Below are 20608 nucleotides of genomic sequence, written 5' to 3'. Positions count from 1 at the left end.
TTGATCGCAATCTCAACCACACGACACAGGTAATCCCATTCGGTGCGTGTCGCATCCATTGGCGACCATTGCACATTGTCGGTCAGGTTGCGCGCATGGCTGACGGTTTCGTGGATACGATCCGCCATCTCATCCATGGTCAGGTTCGGAATGGCCCGGTGCAAGGGCGAGGTGCCGATAAAGGTGTGAATACGCGGTTTCGCGGCCAGCTTCACCGCCTCAAAACAGCGATCAATGTCAGGCAGCTGCGCACGCGCCAACCCACAGATCACCGAGTTTTTTGAGCGCTGGGCGATCTCGGAAACAGCACGGAAATCGCCTTCGGAGGCGATCGGAAAACCCGCTTCGATAATGTCGACGCCCATGTCATCCAACAGCTCAGCAATTTCGAGCTTTTCGTCATGGGTCATGGTTGCGCCGGGGCTCTGTTCGCCGTCGCGGAGGGTTGTGTCAAAAATGACGACTCTGTCTTTGGTCATGGTCTTTGGTCCTGATCAGATATGCGGTTTGGGGGCAGGCGCACGGTCGCTATCCCCGGAATTTGGTTCGCCTTTGGGTTCAATCAAAAGCACTTTGACTTCTTTTTCGGCGCGCGGGCGGTGGATCACCCCGGCGGGCACGACAACCAACTCACCGGCACCAAATGTCACCGGATCATGGTCTTGATAATCCATGGTGACTTCGCCTTCGAGCATCAAAAAGAAATCATCGGTCGTGTCATGTTTGTGAAACGGGTATTCACCCTGAAACTTCACAACCATCACATCGTTGTCATTATAGCTGGCGACCACATGCGGGTCCCAATGGCTATCGAACATCGCTAGCTTGTTTGCCAGATTCACTTTGTTCATGGAGTTTTCCTAACTGATATGCGGGATTATCGGCGCGATCGCATCTCCTCTGAGCACGCGCGCCGCAATGGCCGCGCTCAGAGGCGAGCTAGGAGTAGGTCAATGCACAAGCCATCGCGCCCGGAAAGCGGGCGACGCGCAAACGGCACCGGAAGGCGCGCGATTTTGGCGATATGTGTGGTCATTGACATGGGCCGGACTATACCGCGCTCGGCGTGAATGAAAAGTGGATTTTGCAGGTTTTTTGCCCAAACGCTTTGGTGCGCTATGTCCTTGATCAAAGGAGAGACCATGCAACGGGCATTGATCATAGGGGCCAGCGGTGGAATTGGCGGTGCGCTATCCAAGGCGATTGCGGCGCGCGGGGGTGCGCTTGATACCCTGTCACGCAGCCAAACCGGGTTCGATATCACCGATGAGAGTTGCGTTGACGCGCAGTTGACTGCGCTGAGCGGACCTTACGATTTGGTTTTGATTGCAACAGGGGCGTTGGAAATCGCCGGGGCCACACCCGAAAAATCAATCCGCACCCTGACCGCACAGGCAATGGCCAATCAGTTTGCCCTGAATGCCATTGGTCCGGCCCTTGTGTTGCGCCATGCGGCTCGGTTGTTGCCAAAGGACCGGCGCAGCGTGATCGCGGCCCTATCTGCGCGGGTTGGCTCGATTAACGACAATCGTTTGGGTGGTTGGACAAGCTATCGAGCCTCGAAGACCGCGCTCAATCAGATCATCCGCTGTGCAGCAATCGAACTGTTACGCAGTCACAAAAACAGCATCTGTGTCGCCTTGCACCCCGGCACCGTGGCAACGCCTTTCACGCAAAAATACCTTGGTCGGCATCCTTCGGTGGCACCGGAAACCGCAGCGGGTAACCTTTTGCGGGTGATTGACAATCTGCAACCGAACCAAACCGGCCAATTCTATGATTGGGCGGGCGAACAGGTGCCTTGGTAATGTTCAACCGCCTGTGCAAATAACGGCAAATGGATTGTTTGAGCTTGCCCTGACCTACGGCATAATAGGATAAAAGCCATGGCAAAATGTGTGATACGGGTGGGCAGATGATAAAACGACTTGCGACATGGGTCAGCATTGCAATCTTGGCTGGCGGGGCGGCCTTTGCTCAGGCGCGGGATGCCAGCTCGGTCTACTTTTTCGGCAACTCTTTGGTGCACCACCTGAGTGAAGAGGACGACCACACCAACGTGCCCCATTGGCTCAATGAAATGGCCAAGATTGCAGGCAAGGATTTTGCCGTCGAGGGGCAATGGGGATTTTTGCGCAATTTCGCCGAGGGTCTGCCTCCGGTGCCAAATTGGAGCTTTCCGGGTGTCAAAGGCGCGGGTCGCAATGGGTTTGGCAATACCGGATTTGACGCGGTTGTCGTAACGCCGGCCAATTTTGTTCAATATCAAAAGCCCGACGCCCCCTATGACGGCGAAAACCCCAATGATGAAAGCCCTTTGGGGGCCATGATCAAGGTATTTGACTGGGTTGCGCAGCAAAGCCCCGAGACGCGTTTGTTTGTCTACGAAGGCTGGGCCGAAATGGGTGGGATTACCGGTGGCTTTCCACCAAGCGCGCGCGGGCTTCGCCGCTATCACAAGTTCAATCAGGGCGATTACCACGCGTGGTATGAGGGGCTGATTGACACTTTGGACCTGACCCGGCCTGATCACCAAATCCAACTGATCCCTGTTGCCTCTGTCCTGTCGGATTTACTCGCCGATGGCGGTGTTCTCGAAGGGTTGCCAGCCGAGGCACTTTATTCAGACGACGCGCCGCATGGCACACCGACGCTTTACCTTTTGGCGGCGATGGTAACCTACTCTTCGCTCTATAACGAAAAGCCGCCGGTAGATTTCCGCCCCCCTACCACGCTGCATCCCGATATCGTCGACAAGTTCGCGCAGGTTTCTGAGCGGATTTGGCAGGCCATGCCGGAGACCCAAGCGCTTGAGCGCGCGTTAGAACAAGCGCCGCAAGCCGTTGCAGAGCAGGCAGAGGCAGTGGAAGCAGCAATGCCGGAACGATTGGCCGTTGCCTTGCCGCCAAGCGGCGCGCGGCCAAATGGAATTCCGGTGTTGGGCATGGGGCTAAATGGCATTTCAGATTGGTCTACACAGCACCCGTTTCTTGACCTGATGAAATCCGCGCGCGGGTGGGTTGGCCACAAAGGAAGCCAATGGGGGGCGGTGAGCACAGAAGAGCTTCGCGCCGGTGGTTTTTTGGATGAAAACGGCTGGCCTATTGGGTTGCCCGAGGGGGTGACTGCGCTCGAAGCCGTTTTATTGACCAGCCAACCGGAAGGGTCAAAATCGCTCTCGGGGAAATATGTGCTGACCTATGAAGGGCAGGGCAAATTGCAACTCACCGGGCGCGCCAAGCGGGCCAAATATGACGATGGTCAGGTCACCTTTTCCTATAGTCCCGGCGAGGGCTTGGTTGGCTTGAAACTCACCGAAATTGACGCGCAAAACCCCATCCGCAATATTCGCATTCTGAAGCAAGAGCATGTTGAAATGTACGCGGCGGGCGCGTTGTTTAACCCGGCGTGGATTGAGCGTATTCAAGACATGCGATCAATTCGGTTTATGGACTGGATGATGACCAATGGCTCGCCGGTGACGGGGTGGGAGGATCGTCCACGAATGTCGGATGCGAGTTGGACCCAATGGGGGGTGCCGCTTGAGGTGATGTTGCGGTTGGCCAACCGTGTCGGTGCCGATCCTTGGTTTACCCTGCCGCATATGGCCGATGACGATTATGTCCGCCAGTTTGCAGAGACGGTGAAGGCTGGCCTAGATCCGCGCCTCAAGGTGCATGTCGAATACTCCAATGAGGTCTGGAACCATATCTTCCCTCAGGCGGTTTGGGCGCGGAACCAAGCCACGGACCTGTGGGGCGAGAGTGACACAGGCTGGATGCAGTTCTATGGGCTGCGCGCCGCACAGGTGATGACCATCTGGTCGAATGTCTACGGTGATGCGGCCAAGGATCAACTGGTGCGCGTTGTCGGAACCCATACCGGATGGCCGGGGTTAGAAGAGGATATTCTTCGCGCGCCCTTGGCGTTTTTGCAGTTGGGTGCCTTTCCCCAAGACAGTTTTGATGCCTATGCGGTGGCTGGCTATTTCGGATATGAGTTGGGTACCGACGAAATGGCCCAGGTGATGAACACTTGGCTCGATCAATCCGAAGCCATCGCCACCAAAGCCGGAGAAGCCCAAGGGTTGCGCCGTGTTGCCTTGCGAGAGTTTGTTAAGAAAGCCCGTTTCGAGGCCGCGATTGCCCCGGTGACCTTGGCCTTGCAAGACGGGTCTTTGCGCGAGTTGACCGAAGAAATCTTTCCCTATCAGGCCGCGGTCGCCCGCAAGGCCGGGTTGCGCTTGGTCATGTATGAGGGCGGTACACATGTCACGGCACATGGGGCACAGGTCAACGATGATCGCCTGACCGCCTTTATGACAGAGTTGAACTACACCCCGGAAATGGCCAAATTATATGAGCTGTTGTTGGCCGGTTGGGTTCGGGCGGGCGGTACAATGTTCAACGCTTTTGTCGATGTTGCCCCGGCCACAAAGTGGGGAAGCTGGGGCGCGCTTCGTCATTTAGACGACAGCAATCCGCGATGGGACATGTTGATGGCTTTTAATGCCTCCGGTCCCGGTGAATGGGAAAAGCGTGAACTTGCGGCGTTTAACAACGGCATCACCCGCATCGCGGGCACTGGTAATCAACGTTTGCAAGGGACAACCAACGAAGACGTGCTTATTGCCGGATCGGGGAACGATACTTTGGTCAGTAGTGGCGGAAACGATATCTTGCATGGTGGAAGTGGGACCGACAAGGCGATCTTGCCGGGACGCCCCGAAGACTATCGTTTTGAACAAAACGGAGCGCTTTTTGTGGCCCGCAATGAAACGGCTGTGATCCGGATGTCCGGGATCGAGGAGCTGTTGTTTGAAGACGCTGCCGGGCGCAGCCTTACGGTGGCGGGGCTTTAGCGCCCCATCTGATAGGTGATTTCAGACACCAATGTTTCCGCCCCAAGCGACGCGCGGAAATTTTCCACGACATGGGCGCGACCGGCCTCCGATAGGCGTTGCAACGCCGCTGGATCGCCCGCCAAGGTGCGGATCACCCGCGCCAGTTGGCTCGGAGCTTTGGGTTCAACCAAATAGCCGTTGACGCTATCTTCGATCAATTCACGCACACCGCCCGCGTCGGTGCCAATCGTCGGCACGCCCATTGACATCGCTTCCATATAGGCAACCCCCAAGGGTTCGTGCCACGAAGCCAACACAAACAAATGCGATTCTTCCAACTTTGCTTTGACCTGATCCGCATCAATCGCACCAAGCAGTTTGACGTGATCTTGCAGGTGCAATTTTTTCAGGTGAGCCTCAAGCTCGGTGCGGTACCCGTGTCCGCCGTCATCATCTTCGCCAGCGATCTCGACGCGAATGTCGACACCTTGGTCAATCAATTGGCGTGTGGCCGACATCAAATCCTGATGGCCTTTAACGATGTTCAAACGCCCGCAAGAGAACACCTTGATCGGGCGACCATGTTCAGGGACGGCATAGGGTTTGGAACGGCTTAAGGCTTCGGTATCAACTCCCATTGGCCGAATCGCGATGCGGTCGGGTAGATGACCGGCAAGCTCTTTGCCGATTTCATCCAGAAGCTTTTGAGTGATCACCGTGGCAAAGCTGGCATGTTCCCATTTCAACCGCTGTCCGGGGCCGTAGTCGGACAGGGGGCCATGCAGGGTGTGGGAATATTTGGGGGCCCCCAAGTGATGGGCAAAGCAGGCGATTAAAGACGCGCGCGCACAGGAATGTGCATGAATATGATCTAGTTTCAGTGACTTGGCGTGTTTCGCCAGTTGCTGGGCCGCTGAAAGCGTCAGGACAGCGTCCTTGGCAAACCGGCCGCCTTCGCGCAGCATCCAACCGGGAAGCCCCTTGCCCACTAGGCCCGTTGCGGCAATCGCAGCACTAATTGGGTTGACGCTTCCCAAATAGGTTGTGCGTTCCATAGCCTGATCAGACCAGTCATGGGCAATCAACCCAAGAGGTGGCTTACGCGTTGAAAACACATGTACTTCGTGGCCCATCTCTTCGAGCGCTTGAATCTCGCGCCAAAAGAAAATGTGCGTTTGTCCCGGAAACTGGGGAACAATATATCCGATCCGCAAACTTTGCGTCACTGTGATCTAGCCTTGAAAAGTTGAGCAGCACGCCGCCCTCCCAAAGGCGACTTTCTGAAATAATCTAGGCGTTTCCATTCTTTGGCCATAGTTAACTGCGATGACGTAAGGCATAGGGGGCGGTATTTTCGCAAGGTGTGGCCCCTCGGGTACGGGTTATGATGATGAACAACACAACGGGGGCCGTGCGGCTTTCTGTGATCCTTCCGGCAAATAACGAGGCGGCGCTAATTGGCAGCTGCCTTTCGGCGATTCTGGACTCGGATTGGGATGGGCCGGGCCTGCAAGTGGTCGTTGTCGCCAACGGGTGTTCCGATGACACCGCCGTGCGGGCGCAGGCCATGGTTGAGCCGTTTTCTGATCGGGGATGGCATTTGGAGGTGTTGGATTTGCCGTCGGGGGGCAAGCTTGGCGCACTAAATGCCGGAGACTTGGCGGCCACAGGGGCGATGCGAATTTACTTGGATGCGGATGTCACAGTTAGCCGTGGATTGCTGTGGCAGCTGGCCAATGTTTTGGATAGTACCGCGCCTCGGTATGCGTCTGGGGCGGTCACGATAACCGCCAAAGGATGGGTTAGCCGCGCCTATGCCCGCATCTGGCGTCAGGTTCCCTTTATGGCCAATTGTGTCCCGGGATGCGGAGTTTTTGCGGTGAATGCGGCAGGGCGTGCGCGTTGGGATACCTTCCCAGACATCATTTCCGACGACACGTTTGTCCGCCTAAGTTTCAAACCAGGTGAACGGATAGGCGTTGCTGCGTCATATGACTGGCCAATCGCGGAAGGCTGGTCAAATCTTGTCAAAGTGCGTCGCCGTCAAGATGTGGGTGTCGATGAAATCGGCCATAAATTCCCGGAATTGCTTGCAAATGACGACAAGCCTGACTTTGGAAGTGCTCGCAAACTCGGGATCGCCTTGCGCGATCCGATTGGGTTTACGGTGTATTCTGGTGTAGCGTTGATCAGCAAGTTGACCCGGAACCGCTCCACCGGTTGGAGCCGTGGCAGATGAGCGTGATCGCAAAATTTCAGGGGTCTTCCTTGGGTGCGCGCGTCCTGCGCTCGTCGGCGTTGACCATCGGTGGTTTCGGTATGAGCCAGATGATTCGTCTGGCATCGAACCTCATTCTGACCCGGCTTCTGTTTCCAGAAGCTTTTGGATTGATGGCGTTGGTGATGGTATTCCTTATGGGGCTCGGCCAGTTCTCGGACGTCGGCGTCACGCCTTCCATCATGCAGAGCAAACGTGGCGACGACCGCGATTTCCTTGACACGGCTTGGAGCATTCAGGTGGTGCGCGGCATTGGTCTGTGGCTGGTGGCCTGCGCCTGTGCTTGGCCGATGGCGTGGGTCTATGGTCAGGACCTTTTGCTGCAAATGTTGCCGGTTTCGGCGCTGACCCTCCTGATTACCGGCTTTCGCCCCACCAAAATGGTGACCGCCAACCGGCATCTCAATCTTGGCCGTGTCACCCTGCTTGACATGATCACGCAAATTGTTGGGGTAAGCGTCGGCATCGCCTTGGCGTGGTGGACACATTCGGTTTGGGCGCTGGTGATTTCCGGGGTCCTGGCCGCCGTTGTCGAGGTTATCATAAACTGGCGTTATTTGCCGGGGCCGAGGAACAGGTTCCGTTGGGAAAAGGCTGCGGCGCGTGAATTGATTGGTTTTGGAAAATGGGTTTTCCTTGCCACTGTCTGCGGCTTTTTCTTTAGTCAAGCGGACAAGATTTTGATCGGGAAATTTGTACCTCTGGACATGTTCGGGGTCTACAATATTGGGTTCTTTTGGGCGTCGTTCCCAATGATGCTTGGCGGAATGGTCACGCAAAAAATCCTCATCCCGATTTATCGGGAAACTCCACCAACCGAAAGCCGTGACAACTTCTTGAAATTGCGAAAGATGCGCGTCGCGGTGTCGTTTTTGCTTATGGGATTTGTTGGGGTTTTTGCTCTGTTGGGCGTTTGGATTGTCGATATTTTGTATGACCATCGCTACCTCGATGCGGGGGCTGTGGCGGTCATTTTGGCGATTGCGCAAATGCCGATGCTCATTGTTATGACCTATGACCAAGCGGCCCTTGCGGCCGGGGATTCAAAACGGTTCTTTGTTTTGGCGGCGGCGCGTGCGGTTTTGATGATTGTTTGCTTGCTGATCGGGCTTGAAAGCGCTGGTCTCTTGGGGGCGTTGATTGGCTACGGCGCGGCCTTTGTTTTGGCCTATCCTGTTGTGGTTTGGCTGGCCCGTCGCATGGGCGCGTGGGACCCTTTACACGACCTTGGATTCGCGGCGCTTGGGCTCGCTCTTGCAGCACTGGCGCTCTGGGTCAACTGGGCGGCGATCCTGTCCTTTGCGGGGAAAAGCATCTGAGCCCTCCCGTTTCCAAAGTGGAAACAATATTGCTATGACTGTTTCGCTAACAGTGTCCTGCGCAAAAGATGTGCGGGCAAATCGCGTTTAATTGCGGCACCACACGGCTCGATTACCTCAAATTCGCCCCATTTCCTACGCAATGGGTGCCTACATTGGCGGGATCACACGTGCGGGGTATGGGATTCATGATGAGTGATACAGAAAACTTTGGTGAAAATGACATCGCCATTGTCGGAATGGCAGCGCACCTTCCGGGGGCCGATGATATTGCCAGCTATTGGCGCAATTTGCGTGATGGCGTGTCCTCAATCCGTCGACTCAGCGAAGAGGATCTCAAGTCCGCGGGCGAAGACCCCGGCCTTGCGCGCCACCGCGACTATGTTCCCTTTGCTGCCCCACTCGATGGGTTTGAGATGTTTGACGCTGAGTTTTTTGGGTTTTCCCCAAAAGAGGCGGCCATCATGGACCCCCAGCACCGCCAGTTTCTGGAAACCTCGTGGGAGGCGTTGGAAAACGCGGGTCACATCCCGGAAAATTTCCCCGGTCAGGTCGGTGTTTATGCTGGCTGTGGTATGGGGAGCTATTTCTATTTCAACGTCTGTTCCAACCCTGATCTCGTTGAAAACACGGGTATGTTTTTGTTGCGCCATACAGGCAATGACAAGGATTTCCTAACCACACGCCTAAGCCATATTCTCGATCTCCACGGGCCATCCATTGGCCTCCAAACCGCCTGTTCAACGTCCTTGGTCGCTACCCATTACGCCGCGCAGGCCTTGCTGAACGGTGAATGCGATATGGCGCTTGCCGGTGGCGTGACCATCGAGCTGCCGCAAGGCCGTGGGTATCTCTACAAAGAAAACGAAATTCTTAGCCCGGACGGGGCCTGTCATGCCTTTGATCATCGTGCCAAGGGGACGGTGTTTGGCTCTGGGTCCGGGGTGGTTGTTCTGCGTCGCATGGCCGATGCCATCGCGGATGGCGATCACATTTGGGGCGTGCTCAAGGGTACTGCCGTCAACAATGACGGTGCGCAAAAGGCCGGGTATCTTGCGCCGTCTGTGGATGGCCAAGCCAAAGCCGTGGCCGAAGCGCACGCCATTGCCGATGTAACCGCAGACACCGTTGATTATGTGGAATGTCACGGGACGGGCACCTATTTGGGCGACCCGATCGAAGTGGCCGCCTTGACCCAAGCGTTCGGTGAGACGTCGGACAAAATCGGGCATTGCCGGATTGGCTCGGTGAAAACCAATATCGGCCACTTGGATACAGCGGCGGGTGTGGCAAGCATGATCAAGGCGACCTTGGCCTTGCATCACAAACAAATGCCGCCCTCTTTGGGATTCGAAGCCCCCAATCCCGCCATTGATTTCGAAAACTCCCCCTTCCGTGTCAATGACCGTCTGACCGATTGGCAGGTTCAAGGGCATCCGCGCCGCGCCGGGGTCAATTCGCTTGGGGTTGGTGGCACCAACGCGCATGTCATTCTCGAAGAGGCCCCCGCGCGACCTGCTTCAGAAGAAAGCGATTTTCCGTTCCACATTCTGTCGGTCTCGGGCAAGTCCAAACCGGCACTTGAGGACAACGCCAAACGTTTGGCGGATCATCTGCGTGCCAATCCTGACCAAGACCTCGCCGATGTGGCTTGGACTTTGCAAAACGGGCGCCGCGCCTTTGAAAAGCGGCGGATTGTTGTTGCAGAAACTCATGCCGAGGCCGCCGATCTTTTGGCGAGCGACAACACACGGCGTGTTCATTCACACACGGCTTTGGATACCCCTGAAATCGCCTTCATGTTCCCCGGTGGTGGGGCGCAATATGCGGGCATGGGGCGTGATTTGTACGAAACAGAGCCTGTATTTGCCGAATGGATGGAGCGTGGTCTCGACCATCTCGCGACGCTGACCGACGCCGACATGCGCGCGCTATGGTTGCCCTCTGAGGGCGATCTGGCCCAAGCCGATCAAGCGCTGCGCAAGCCGTCCTTGCAATTGCCGCTCATCATGATCGTTGAATACGCTTTGGCGCAATTGTGGATGAGTTGGGGCATTCAACCCACCGCGCTTGCCGGGCATTCGATGGGTGAAAACACCGCCGCTTGTGTGGCGGGCGTGATGTCGTTTGAAGACTGCATTGGCCTTGTGCATCTGCGCGGAACTCTGTTCGATACGGTTCCGGCGGGGGGCATGTTGTCGGTTGCGATGCCCGCTGATGATTTGCGCCCCTTATTGGGGGATGATCTCGATTTGGGGGCGGTTAACGCGCCTGAGCTTTCGGTTGCTTCGGGCCCGCAAGCGGCATTGGACAAGCTGGAAGCCGAGTTAAAGTCGCGCGACATTGATGCGCAACGTATCCAGATTGATATCGCCGCCCATAGTCGGATGCTTGATCCGATCCTGTCGGATTTCCGCGCCTATTTGCAATCAATCCAACTCAATGCGCCTCAGATTCCGCTGACCTCGAACCGGACAGGGGCGTTGATGACGGCTGAACAGGCGACCAACCCGGAATACTGGGTCGAACACCTGCGCGGTACGGTGCATTTTGCCGATTGCATCGGTGCGCTGGCCGCCGACAACCGTATCTTCCTTGAGGTTGGTCCGGGCAAAGCGCTTAGCGCATTGTCGCGTCAGCATGGTGACGTCACCGCCAACCAAGTTGTCTCTTCCTTGCGCCACCCGGACGATGTCATCCCAGATGACAAGCACATGTTCGAAGTCATGGGCCGTCTTTGGGCCTTGGGCGCAACGGTTGATTGGGACCAAATTTGGGGCGAAGCACGCCGTGTTCGTGTGCCGCTTCCGACCTATGCCTTTCAGCGCAGCCCTTACTTTATTGAACCCGGCAAGGCGGTATCTGACACCGCGCCGCAGTTTCTCATGCGGACCGATGATGTTGCAGATTGGGGATGGAAGCCGATTTGGCGACCGCGCTCGGCGCAGGTTGAGTTAGACATTGCCGATCTTAGCGATGCCGATCCTCAGACATGGTTGATCTTTGCGGATGATGCTGGGGTGGCGTCAGGGGCGACTGCGCAACTGCGTTCTGCTGGCCATGACGTTATTGAGGTGCAGGTTGGCGACACTTTTGCCCGGCTGTCTGATGACCGTTACTTGCTGTCGCCCGAACGAGGGCGCGAAGGCTATGACCTTTTGCTCCAAGACATGTCCGCCCGTGGGTTGATCCCAACGCGGATCGCGCATTTCTGGCTTGTGACTCAAGACGAAAGTCACCGCCCCGGCTCCTCGTTCTTCCACCGTGTTCAGGAACAGGGGTTCTATTCGCTCATGTTCCTTGCTCAAGCGCTGGCAGATGAAGGCACAGCCAAGCCGCATATTTCCGTCTTTACCAATGGCGCGGCGAAATTGCGTGACGAAGCTTTGCCCTATCCAGCAAAGGCGACAATTGCCGGACCGGCGCGCGTCATTCCGCGTGAATTGCCCGGTGTGACCGTCGGCACATGTGACATCGAATTGCCGCTTGCGCCCAAAGCGTCGTTCTTTGGCCGCGCCAAAGCGATGTCGGCCCATGCGGACGCGATGCAAGCGCTGAGCAACCGTGTGCTTGAGGAAATGCTGGCCGAACCCTCTGATCTCGTGTCTGCGTTGCGCGCGGATCGTCGGTTTGAAGCGGCCATGAAACCCGCAAAGCTGGGTGAAACGCCCAAGGTTGAAGATGGCGGCACCTATCTTATCACCGGTGGTTTTGGCGGGATTGGCCTTAGCCTCGCGAATGATTTTGCGACCAAAGGGGCCAAGATTGCTCTTTTGGCGCGCAAAGATTTGCCTGACCGCGATCAATGGGACGACTACGTGGCGCGCCACGCCCCGAATGATGCCATCACCCGTCGCATCCTAGCCGTGCAAAACCTCGAGGCCGCTGGTGCAACGGTCATGGTGCAAACCGCCGATGTGTGTAACCGCGATCAAATGCAGTCTGTGCGTGACACAGTCGAAGCCGAATGGGGCCCGATCACCGGCATTATTCACGGGGCCGGTGTCATTGATGATGCGCCGTTGCTTACCAAAACACCGGCATCCGTCGAAGACGTCTTTACGCCGAAAATTCACGGCACCGAAGTTCTGGGGCAGGTTTTCCCAGATGGCAGTGTCGACTGGATGGTTTTGTTTAGCTCTTCGTCCACCGTTACGGCCCCTGCGGGTCAAATCGACTACGTTGCAGCCAACGAATTCCTAAATGCCTATGCCCGCGCGCATAGCGGCAAAACCAAGATCGTCGCGATCAATTGGGGTATCTGGAATGAGGTCGGCATGGCCGCCGAAGCCGTCGCGGCTCGGGCTGGTGATTTGCCACAGGCCCCGGTTGAAACCGTTGCTTTGCCGCTTTTGGATGAGATGACGTTTGACGCCCACGGCAACCGGGTCTTCCACGCGTCTTATAGCGCCGACGATTGGTTTATTGACGAACACCGGACCAAAGCGGGCGATGCCCTTTTGCCCGGGACCGGCTATCTGACCCTCGCGGCCCATGCGCTAGATGCCCATCACCAAAGTGGTGTGTTCGAATTGCGCGATCTCGACTTTCTGCGACCGTTGCGGGTTGCCGATGGCGCAGCGCGGGATGTTCGGGTTCGGTTGAACCGCACCGACGAAGGGTATGGGTTTGACGTGTTGGCCGACGCCACGTTGAGCGGCCGCAAGGGATTTGCGCTGACTGCTCAAGGGTCACTATCCTTGGTTCCAATGGCGCGCCCTGCGCCGGTTGATTTAAACGCAATCCATGCTCGTTGCGGTGCGCCATCCGGGGTGTCGGGGCAAAAGCTTGCTGCGGCGCAAGAGGTTCACCTGGCCTTTGGCCCGCGTTGGAAAGTGCTCGACAATCGTGCCTTGGGGCAGGGCGAAGGCATCGCGGAACTGTCGCTTCCAACGCTTGCCCAAAACGATGATTGCCTGTTGCATCCTGCCCTTTTGGACATTGCCACGGGGTGGGCAATGGAGTTGATCGAGGGCTATCAGCCAACCCATCTTTGGGTGCCGGTGCGCTATTCCCGCGTCCGTGTTCATGACGCGCTGCCCGATCGTATCGTGTCGTGGGTGCGCAATGCCGCCGACAACCGGGCCGATGCCGAAACCGCGAGCTTCGATGTCACCCTGTGTGATGTGGACGGAAATGTTGTGGTTGAAATCACCGGCTTTACCATTCGCAAGCTAGAAAACTTGGACATTCTGCGCGCCGCTCCGCGTTTGACGGCCGCCGAGGTTGAATTTGATGAGGCCCCAGAGGCCGGGCAACCGCTTTCTGCCGCTGAGGAACGGCTCGCTCACAACTTGTCGCAAGGTATTTTGCCAAGCGAAGGGGTGGATGCCTTCCATCGCGCCTTGGCTTTGGGCGTCCCACAGGTGGTCGTCTCGTCGATGGATCTCGATGCCCTGACCCGGCAAACCGCCGCCTCAACCGCCGATGCGACCGAGGGGCAGAAATTTGAACGCCCTCAGCTCGAAGGGGATTTCGTTGCCCCTGAGAATGAAATTGAACGCCAATTGGCGACATTCTGGGAAGAGCTTTTGGGTGTCCAAAACGTCGGCGTCGAAGATAGTTTCTTTGACCTTGGGGGGCATAGTCTGATTGCTGTGCGTCTCTTCGCAAAGGTCAAGAAAGCCTTCCGTGTTGATTTCCCGATTTCGGTGCTCTTTGAAGCCCCGACGATCCGCAAATGTGCCGCCCTGATCGCCGATCAAGTCGGGATGCCGGACGCCGACGAAACCTCGGATGCGCCCAAAGCTCCGGAACGCCGGTTCCGCCACATCGTGCCGATGCATGATGGCGATGGCGGTGCGCGTCAGCCGTTCTTCTTGATCGCCGGGATGTTTGGCAATGTTCTGAATTTGCGTCATCTGGCCCACCTTCTTGGTGCGGACAGGCCGTTTTATGGCATTCAAGCCAAAGGGTTGATGGGTGGTGAAGCGCCACATGAAATCATCGAAGATGCCGCGCGTGACTATATCGAAGAGATGCGTCAAGTGCAGCCGCAAGGCCCCTATATGATCGGCGGCTTCTCGGGCGGTGGGATCACCGCCTATGAAATCGCCCATCAGCTTGAGGCGATGGGCGAAGAGGTGTCTTTGGTTGTGATGTTGGACACGCCGTTGCCACAACGCCGGCCTTTGTCGCGTCAGGATCGATTGATCATTCAATGGCACCAAGCGCGTGAAAAAGGCCCGTTGTACCCATTCATCTGGTTGAAAAACCGGATCGCTTGGGAGTTCGAAAAGCGCCGTGTTGCGGATGAAACCGATACCTCTGCGGCTTTCCACAATGCCGAGATTGAGGCCGCGTTCTATCGCTCGATCGCCGTTTACAACGTCAAACCTTGGGACGGTCGTTTGGTGCTGTTCCGCCCGCCTTTGCAGGGCAAGTGGCAGGTCTCCAACGGGGTGATGGTCAACTCTGAACGGACCTATTTGACGAATGACAATGACTGGGGGTTGTTCGCTCCGCATGTAGACGTCTTTGAGGTTCCCGGAGACCACGACAGCATGGTGCTTGAGCCAAACGTCCGCGTCTTGGCGGCGCAAATGCGCGCTGCAATCGAGGCCGCAGAAGCGCAGGCGGCGGGAAATGGCGAAGTTGTTTCCTTTCCAACCCAGGCGGCGGAGTAACGATATGCCCAAGCTTTTGGTTGTGTCGCTGAACTACAAAACGCCGGATATGACGCTGCGCTCGGTCCGCTCGGCCTTGGTTGCCATCCAGGGGCTGAACGCCGAATTGGTGCTTGTCGACAACGACAGCGGTGACGGATCGTTCGAGAAAATGCAGGCGGAGTTGGCCAGTGCCGATTGGGCGCAAGATGCGCCGATCCGCCTTGTTCAATCCGGGCACAACGGCGGGTTTGGAGCTGGTAATAATGTCGGCATCCGCGCCGGGTGGTCGGACGGGTCCAAGCCCGATTATGTCTATTTGCTGAATTCCGACGCCTTTCCGGCACCGGACGCAATCAAATTGATGCAAGCCTATCTGGACACACATCCCAAAGCCGGTTTCGCCGGGAGCTATATCCACGGCGAAGATGGCGAGCCGCATATCACAACCTTCCGATTCCCAAGCGTTTGGTCCGAACTCGAAGGGGCGATGCGGTTTGGCCCGGTCTCTCGACTTTTGAAAAACAAGTCGGTGCCGATTGGTGTTCCTGAATCCACCCAAAAGGTTGATTGGTTGGCGGGCGCGTCTCTGATGATGCGGCAAAGCGTGCTTGATGAGATTGGCTTGTTCGACGAAACCTTCTTTCTCTACTTTGAGGAAACCGACCTGTGCTTGCGTGCCGCCCGCGCCGGTCATGAAACGCATTATGTTCATGACAGCCACGTCGCCCATATCGGCTCTGTATCAACCGGCATGAAAGTCTGGACCAGAATCCCACAATTCTGGCTGGATAGTCGTTGGCACTATTTCACCAAGAATCACGGCCGCGCCTATGCGGTTCTGGCCACGTCCATGCATACGCTTGGTGGGCTGTTTTGGCGCATGCGTCGGGTGATTCAGCGCAAACCACAGGCGGATCCGCCACAATTTTTGCGCGATCTTATATTACATGACTTGCAAGCGATGGTCCGGCCTTTGCCGGGAAAGCGTGATGCGGCGACCCCAATTCCGGGGCGTGCCGCTGTTGAGGGTTTAACGGAGTAAATAATATGACCCAGTTCTCCTGTATCGTGATCGGCAACGAATCTCTGTTGGTGCAATGCGCCCAGGCGGCGCTTGATCGGGGGAACGCGGTTGCAGCGGTGGTGACCCGCAATGCGGGTATCGCAGAGTGGGCACGCGGCGCTGGCCTTCGGGTTGAAGCCCCGGGCAAGGATTTGGCCGATCGTTTGAATGGGGTTCAGGCCGATTACCTGCTCTCTATCGCCAATCTCGATATTATTCCCGACACTGTTTTGGCGATCCCGTCCAAAGGGGCGATCAATTTCCACGATGGCCCTTTGCCGCGCCACGCAGGGCTAAATGCCCCCGTTTGGGCGTTGATTGCGGGTGAAACCCAACATGGCATTTCATGGCATATGATCGAAGGCGGCGTTGACGAAGGTGACATCCTTGCCACCCGTCAATTTGACATTGGCGCAACCGACACGGCGCTGACTTTGAATACCAAAGCCTATGAGGCCGCGATTGCCAGCTTTGGTGATGTTCTGGACCAACTGGAATCCGGCACCCTCAAACGCGTCAAACAAGACCTGTCACAGCGTAGCTACCATGCGCTTGCGGATCGGCCCTCTGGTTATGGTTTGATTGATTTTTCCCGTCCGGCCAAAGAGTTGGCGCGCCTTGTTCGTGCCTTGGATCATGGGTCCTATCTCAACCCGCTTTGCGCCCCGAAATTCCGCGCCAAGGATCAGGTTTGGCTTGCCCAAAGCGCCCGTGTGGTCGAAGGATTCGCAACGCCGGGAACCGTTTTGAAAGAAACCTCGGACCATTTGACCGTTGCCTGTGGCGATGGGGCGATTGAATTAGAAGACATCACACGGATTTGCGGCACACCGGTGGCCCCGGTGGTCGTCGCGCTCGAAGGGGATGTATTGCCGTCCGCTGGTGATTTCAGCGATATTGACGCGACAATGGCCCAAATCGCGGGCCGGGATGGCGCGTGGCGCAAGGCTTTCGCCGACTTCACGCCGCTTGAAATGGGGGGCATTGGCGGCGAAACCGGACCAATCGAAACTCGCTCCATCGTACTTTCGAATGGTCTTGCACAAGTGGCCAAATGGGCCAAGATGTTGTCCGGGCTGTCCGCCGTTGACCTTGCTTTTTCCAATGCGGCTATTCAAACGCAAGCCAAAACCGGTTTGGTGTCAGGCTGGGTGCCGGTTCGCGCCGATGCAGATCCGCTTGATGCAAAACTACAAATCAAAGCCGGTTTTGCGACTGATTTGTTTGCACGTTCGCCCGATCTTGATTGGCCGAAAACGCCGCATATTGGGGTGTCGTCGGTCGGTCATATTGATGGTACGGCAATCACCGTGAACGCAGATACCGGTCAATTGAGTTTTGACAGCGGCAAGATTCCTGCGGCCATGGTCGAACTGCTGATTGCGCGATTGGAGCTTCAACACGCGTTGCCGGATGCCGAACGCGAGATGGTTTTGAACGATTGGAACACGGCCAAGGCCGATTATGATCACGATTTAACCATGCACCGCGCCTTTGAGGCGCAGGTTGCTAAAACTCCTGACGCCACGGCCTTGGTGTTTGAAGGCCAAAGCCTGACATATGAAGACCTCAACGCCCGCGCCAACCGCGCCGCCACCGTGCTTTGCGAGATGGGTGTCACCTCCGGTCAGGTGGTTGGTCTTTGCTGCCAACGTTCCGTAGATCTGATGGTTGGGGCACTGGCGATCCTCAAGGCTGGGGGCGCATACCTGCCCATGGACCCGAGCTATCCCGCTGATCGGCTTGAGCATTTCGTCCAAGATAGCAACGCCCAAGTGATTGTGACACAGGCAGTTGTTGAACCCAACCTACCCAAGCATTCCGCGCAAATCCTTGTTTTGGATGCCGAACCGCGCCTTGCTGCGGCCAGTTCTGAAAACTTACCTGATACGGCTGCTGCCGCTGATCTGGCCTATCTGATCTACACCAGCGGCTCGACCGGCAAGCCCAAGGGCGTGATGATCGAACATCGCAATGTGATCAATTTCTACGCCGGGATGGATCAACATGTTCCGATTGGCGGTACTTGGCTTGCGGTGACCAGCCTAAGTTTTGATATTTCGGTGCTCGAGTTGTTCTGGACAACGTCGCGGGGTTTCAAGGTTGTTCTCACATCCGATGAAGATCGCGGTTTGATCTCAAAAGGGCCAATGCCCATGTCCGATGCCGCGATGGAGTTTTCGATCTACTATTGGGGCAACGACGATGGCGTAGGCCGCGACAAGTACAAAATGCTCCTCGAAGGGGCGAAGTTTGCCGATGAAAACGGGTTTAGCGCGGTTTGGACCCCGGAACGGCATTTCCACGCCTTTGGTGGCCCTTACCCGAACCCGTCGGTGACCGGTGCCGCCGTGGCCGCGGTCACCCATAACATCGGCGTGCGCTCCGGGTCGGTCGTTGCTCCGCTTCATCACCCGGCCCGCATAGCCGAGGAATGGTCGGTTATTGATAACCTGACCAATGGCCGCGCTGGGCTGGCAATTGCCAGCGGCTGGCAGCCAGATGATTTTGTCCTACGCCCGGAAAACGCCCCGCCGAACAACAAGAAAGCGATGGTCGAAAACATTGATCAAATCCGCAAATTGTGGCGCGGTGAACCGGTGCCGTTCCCCCGTGCCGATGGATCGCTCCATGAGGTGGTGACACAGCCGCGACCCGTCTCCAAAGAGCTGCCGATTTGGGTGACCATTGCCGGAAACCCCGATACTTGGCGCGAGGCCGGGCGACTGGGCTGCAATGTGTTGACCCACCTGTTGGGGCAGTCAATTGACGAGGTCGCCGATAAGATCAAGATTTACCATGGTGAGCTGCGCAAAGCCGGCCATGACCCCAAGGATTTCAACGTCTCATTGATGTTGCACACCTATATCGCCGAAACGCGTGAAGAGGCCCGTGAAACTGCCCGGCAACCAATGCGCGATTATCTCACCTCGGCGGCGGGGTTGATCAAACAATACGCTTGGGCGTTCCCTGCGTTTAAACGCCCCGAAGGTGTGAACAACGCCTTTGATTTGCAGTTGGATGTGCTGGAGCCCGAAGACTTGGATGCGATCCTCGACTTCGCTTTTGAACGCTACTTCAACGATAGCGGTCTCTTTGGCACCGTCGAAGATGCGCTTGCCCGCGCGGAACAGCTTAAACGAATTGGTGTGACCGAAATCGCCTGTTTGGTTGATTACGGCATTGATCGCGACGTTGTTCTGGACGGGTTGCGCCCCTTGGCCCAAGTTGTGAAAGCCGCGCAAAAAGCCCCGGAATTGGCCCAAGACGACTATTCTATCGCGGCGCAAATCGTGCGTCATGATGTGACCCATCTGCAATGTACCCCTTCTATGGCGCGGATGTTTGCCATGAACGACGAGGCGCGCTTTGCCCTTGGTCGTGTGCAACATTTGTTCCTTGGTGGCGAGCCGCTTCCGGGGGCATTGGTTGCGGAATTTGGCGACATCACCGATGCTAAAATCACCAACATGTATGGGCCAACCGAAACAACCATTTGGTCGTCGGTTGAGGTCGCGCTGGTTGGCGATAGTGTCGTGAATATCGGTAAGCCTCTGGTGAACCAGCAGCTTTATGTGCTGGACGAAGGACGCAATCCCGTTGGCGTCGGTCAAGAGGGTGAGCTTTGGATTGGGGGCGACGGGGTGACCCGCGGCTATTGGAACCGTCCCGAGTTGACCGCAGAGAAATTCGTCGACAATCCATTCCATGATGGCCGCATGTACAGCACTGGCGATTTGGTGCGTCGGCGGGCCGATGGTAAAATTGACTTTGTTGGCCGCGTCGATCATCAGGTCAAACTGCGCGGTTTCCGCATCGAACTTGGTGAAATTGAGAGCGTGCTTGAGGCGCAACCCGGTGTACGCCAAGCGGTTGTTGCCGCACGCGAAGATGTGCCGGGCGATATTCGCCTTGTTGGATATTACACCGGAGACAGCCAGAACGAGACCACATTGCGCGAGGCTATGGGCACTAGTTTGCCAAGCTTCATGGTTCCGGGCCGGTTCGTTCAGTTGGACGCCTTTCCTTTGACACCAAACAAAAAGGTTGATCGCAAGGCGTTGCCCAAACCACAGGCCAAAGCCGCGCCCATCGTTCAGAAAGAGGTTGTGCCGCAACCCGTTTCCGTTCCCAACGCCACAGCCAACGATCTTGCGGCGGTCGAACAAGGCATCTCGCTTATCTGGACAAATATCCTTGGTGTCGAAGGGTTTAGCAGTCGCGATAGTTTCTTTGACCTTGGCGGACATTCGTTGTTGGCGGTCCAAGCACACCGCGCGATCCGGGATGAATTTGGGGCCAAGGGCTTGTCGATCACCGACATTTTCCGCTTCCCGATTTTGGCTGATCTCACGGCCTGTGTTGCGTCCAAAATGGAGAGCGGTCCAACCGCGCCAAGCCCATCTACCCCAGAGCCGCAAAGCAACGATCGCGCACAATCGCGTTCTGATGCCATGGCACGGCGGCGTGAAATGCGCTCGCGTCGGAGGGCCTGAT

At 56.7% G+C, this 20608-nt stretch carries 10 protein-coding genes; 7 read left to right on the top strand and 3 right to left on the bottom strand.

Annotation, left to right across the window (positions count from 1 at the left end; translation table 11 throughout):
• Positions 1-479: hydroxymethylglutaryl-CoA lyase-like TIM-barrel protein (locus AC5EFR_RS03510; RefSeq protein ID WP_493574577.1), on the bottom strand; the 479-nt coding region annotated here is incomplete at its 3' end.
• A 15-nt stretch (positions 480-494) separates the two neighbouring features.
• The gene (locus AC5EFR_RS03505; protein WP_493574576.1) at positions 495-851 is read right to left on the bottom strand and encodes a cupin domain-containing protein; all 357 of its coding nucleotides are present in this window, start codon (positions 849-851) and stop codon (positions 495-497) included.
• A 291-nt stretch (positions 852-1142) separates the two neighbouring features.
• Here AC5EFR_RS03505 and AC5EFR_RS03500 point away from each other — a divergent pair, with 291 nt between their 5' ends.
• The gene (locus AC5EFR_RS03500; protein WP_493574606.1) at positions 1143-1808 is read left to right on the top strand and encodes an SDR family NAD(P)-dependent oxidoreductase; all 666 of its coding nucleotides are present in this window, start codon (positions 1143-1145) and stop codon (positions 1806-1808) included.
• A 107-nt stretch (positions 1809-1915) separates the two neighbouring features.
• Entirely contained in the window at positions 1916-4861 is a 2946-nt protein-coding gene (locus tag AC5EFR_RS03495; RefSeq protein WP_493574575.1) for a calcium-binding protein, read from the top strand.
• On the opposite strand, the gene epsE is transcribed toward AC5EFR_RS03495, so the two are convergent.
• Complete coding sequence (epsE, locus tag AC5EFR_RS03490) at positions 4858-6069, bottom strand: exopolysaccharide biosynthesis GT4 family glycosyltransferase EpsE (protein ID WP_493574574.1); 1212 nt, start codon at positions 6067-6069, stop codon at positions 4858-4860. The genes AC5EFR_RS03495 and epsE overlap by 4 nt on opposite strands.
• A 164-nt stretch (positions 6070-6233) precedes the next feature.
• Here epsE and AC5EFR_RS03485 point away from each other — a divergent pair, with 164 nt between their 5' ends.
• The 5 genes from AC5EFR_RS03485 to AC5EFR_RS03465 all read left to right on the top strand — a co-directional run bounded on the left by AC5EFR_RS03485 (position 6234) and on the right by AC5EFR_RS03465 (position 20607).
• Positions 6234-7082 (top strand): glycosyltransferase family 2 protein, encoded by an 849-nt coding sequence (locus AC5EFR_RS03485; protein WP_493574605.1) that lies wholly within the window; start codon positions 6234-6236, stop codon positions 7080-7082.
• The gene (locus AC5EFR_RS03480; RefSeq protein WP_493574573.1) at positions 7079-8440 is read left to right on the top strand and encodes an oligosaccharide flippase family protein; all 1362 of its coding nucleotides are present in this window, start codon (positions 7079-7081) and stop codon (positions 8438-8440) included. The genes AC5EFR_RS03485 and AC5EFR_RS03480 overlap by 4 nt, the downstream gene beginning before the upstream one ends.
• A gap of 191 nt (positions 8441-8631) precedes the next feature.
• On the top strand, positions 8632-15066 hold the full coding sequence (locus AC5EFR_RS03475) for a type I polyketide synthase (protein WP_493574572.1): 6435 nt from the start codon (positions 8632-8634) through the stop codon (positions 15064-15066).
• Between the two features lie 4 nt (positions 15067-15070).
• Entirely contained in the window at positions 15071-16090 is a 1020-nt protein-coding gene (locus AC5EFR_RS03470) for a glycosyltransferase family 2 protein (RefSeq protein ID WP_493574571.1), read from the top strand.
• Between the two features lie 5 nt (positions 16091-16095).
• On the top strand, positions 16096-20607 hold the full coding sequence (locus AC5EFR_RS03465) for a MupA/Atu3671 family FMN-dependent luciferase-like monooxygenase (RefSeq protein ID WP_493574570.1): 4512 nt from the start codon (positions 16096-16098) through the stop codon (positions 20605-20607).
• Position 20608 lies beyond the last annotated feature (1 nt).

It is taken from the genome of Pelagimonas sp. (assembly GCF_058892305.1).
The sequence above is the reverse complement of the archived record's forward strand: the minus strand, read 5'-3'. Positions and strand labels throughout refer to the sequence as shown.

Coding starts and splice junctions, on each gene's coding strand:
- AC5EFR_RS03495 (WP_493574575.1), top strand. CDS start 1,916: ATGATAAAACGACTTGCGACATGGGTCAGCATTGCAATCTTGGCTGGC.
- AC5EFR_RS03475 (WP_493574572.1), top strand. CDS start 8,632: ATGAGTGATACAGAAAACTTTGGTGAAAATGACATCGCCATTGTCGGA.
- AC5EFR_RS03500 (WP_493574606.1), top strand. CDS start 1,143: ATGCAACGGGCATTGATCATAGGGGCCAGCGGTGGAATTGGCGGTGCG.
- AC5EFR_RS03480 (WP_493574573.1), top strand. CDS start 7,079: ATGAGCGTGATCGCAAAATTTCAGGGGTCTTCCTTGGGTGCGCGCGTC.
- AC5EFR_RS03470 (WP_493574571.1), top strand. CDS start 15,071: ATGCCCAAGCTTTTGGTTGTGTCGCTGAACTACAAAACGCCGGATATG.
- AC5EFR_RS03505 (WP_493574576.1), bottom strand. CDS start 851: ATGAACAAAGTGAATCTGGCAAACAAGCTAGCGATGTTCGATAGCCAT.
- AC5EFR_RS03465 (WP_493574570.1), top strand. CDS start 16,096: ATGACCCAGTTCTCCTGTATCGTGATCGGCAACGAATCTCTGTTGGTG.
- AC5EFR_RS03485 (WP_493574605.1), top strand. CDS start 6,234: ATGAACAACACAACGGGGGCCGTGCGGCTTTCTGTGATCCTTCCGGCA.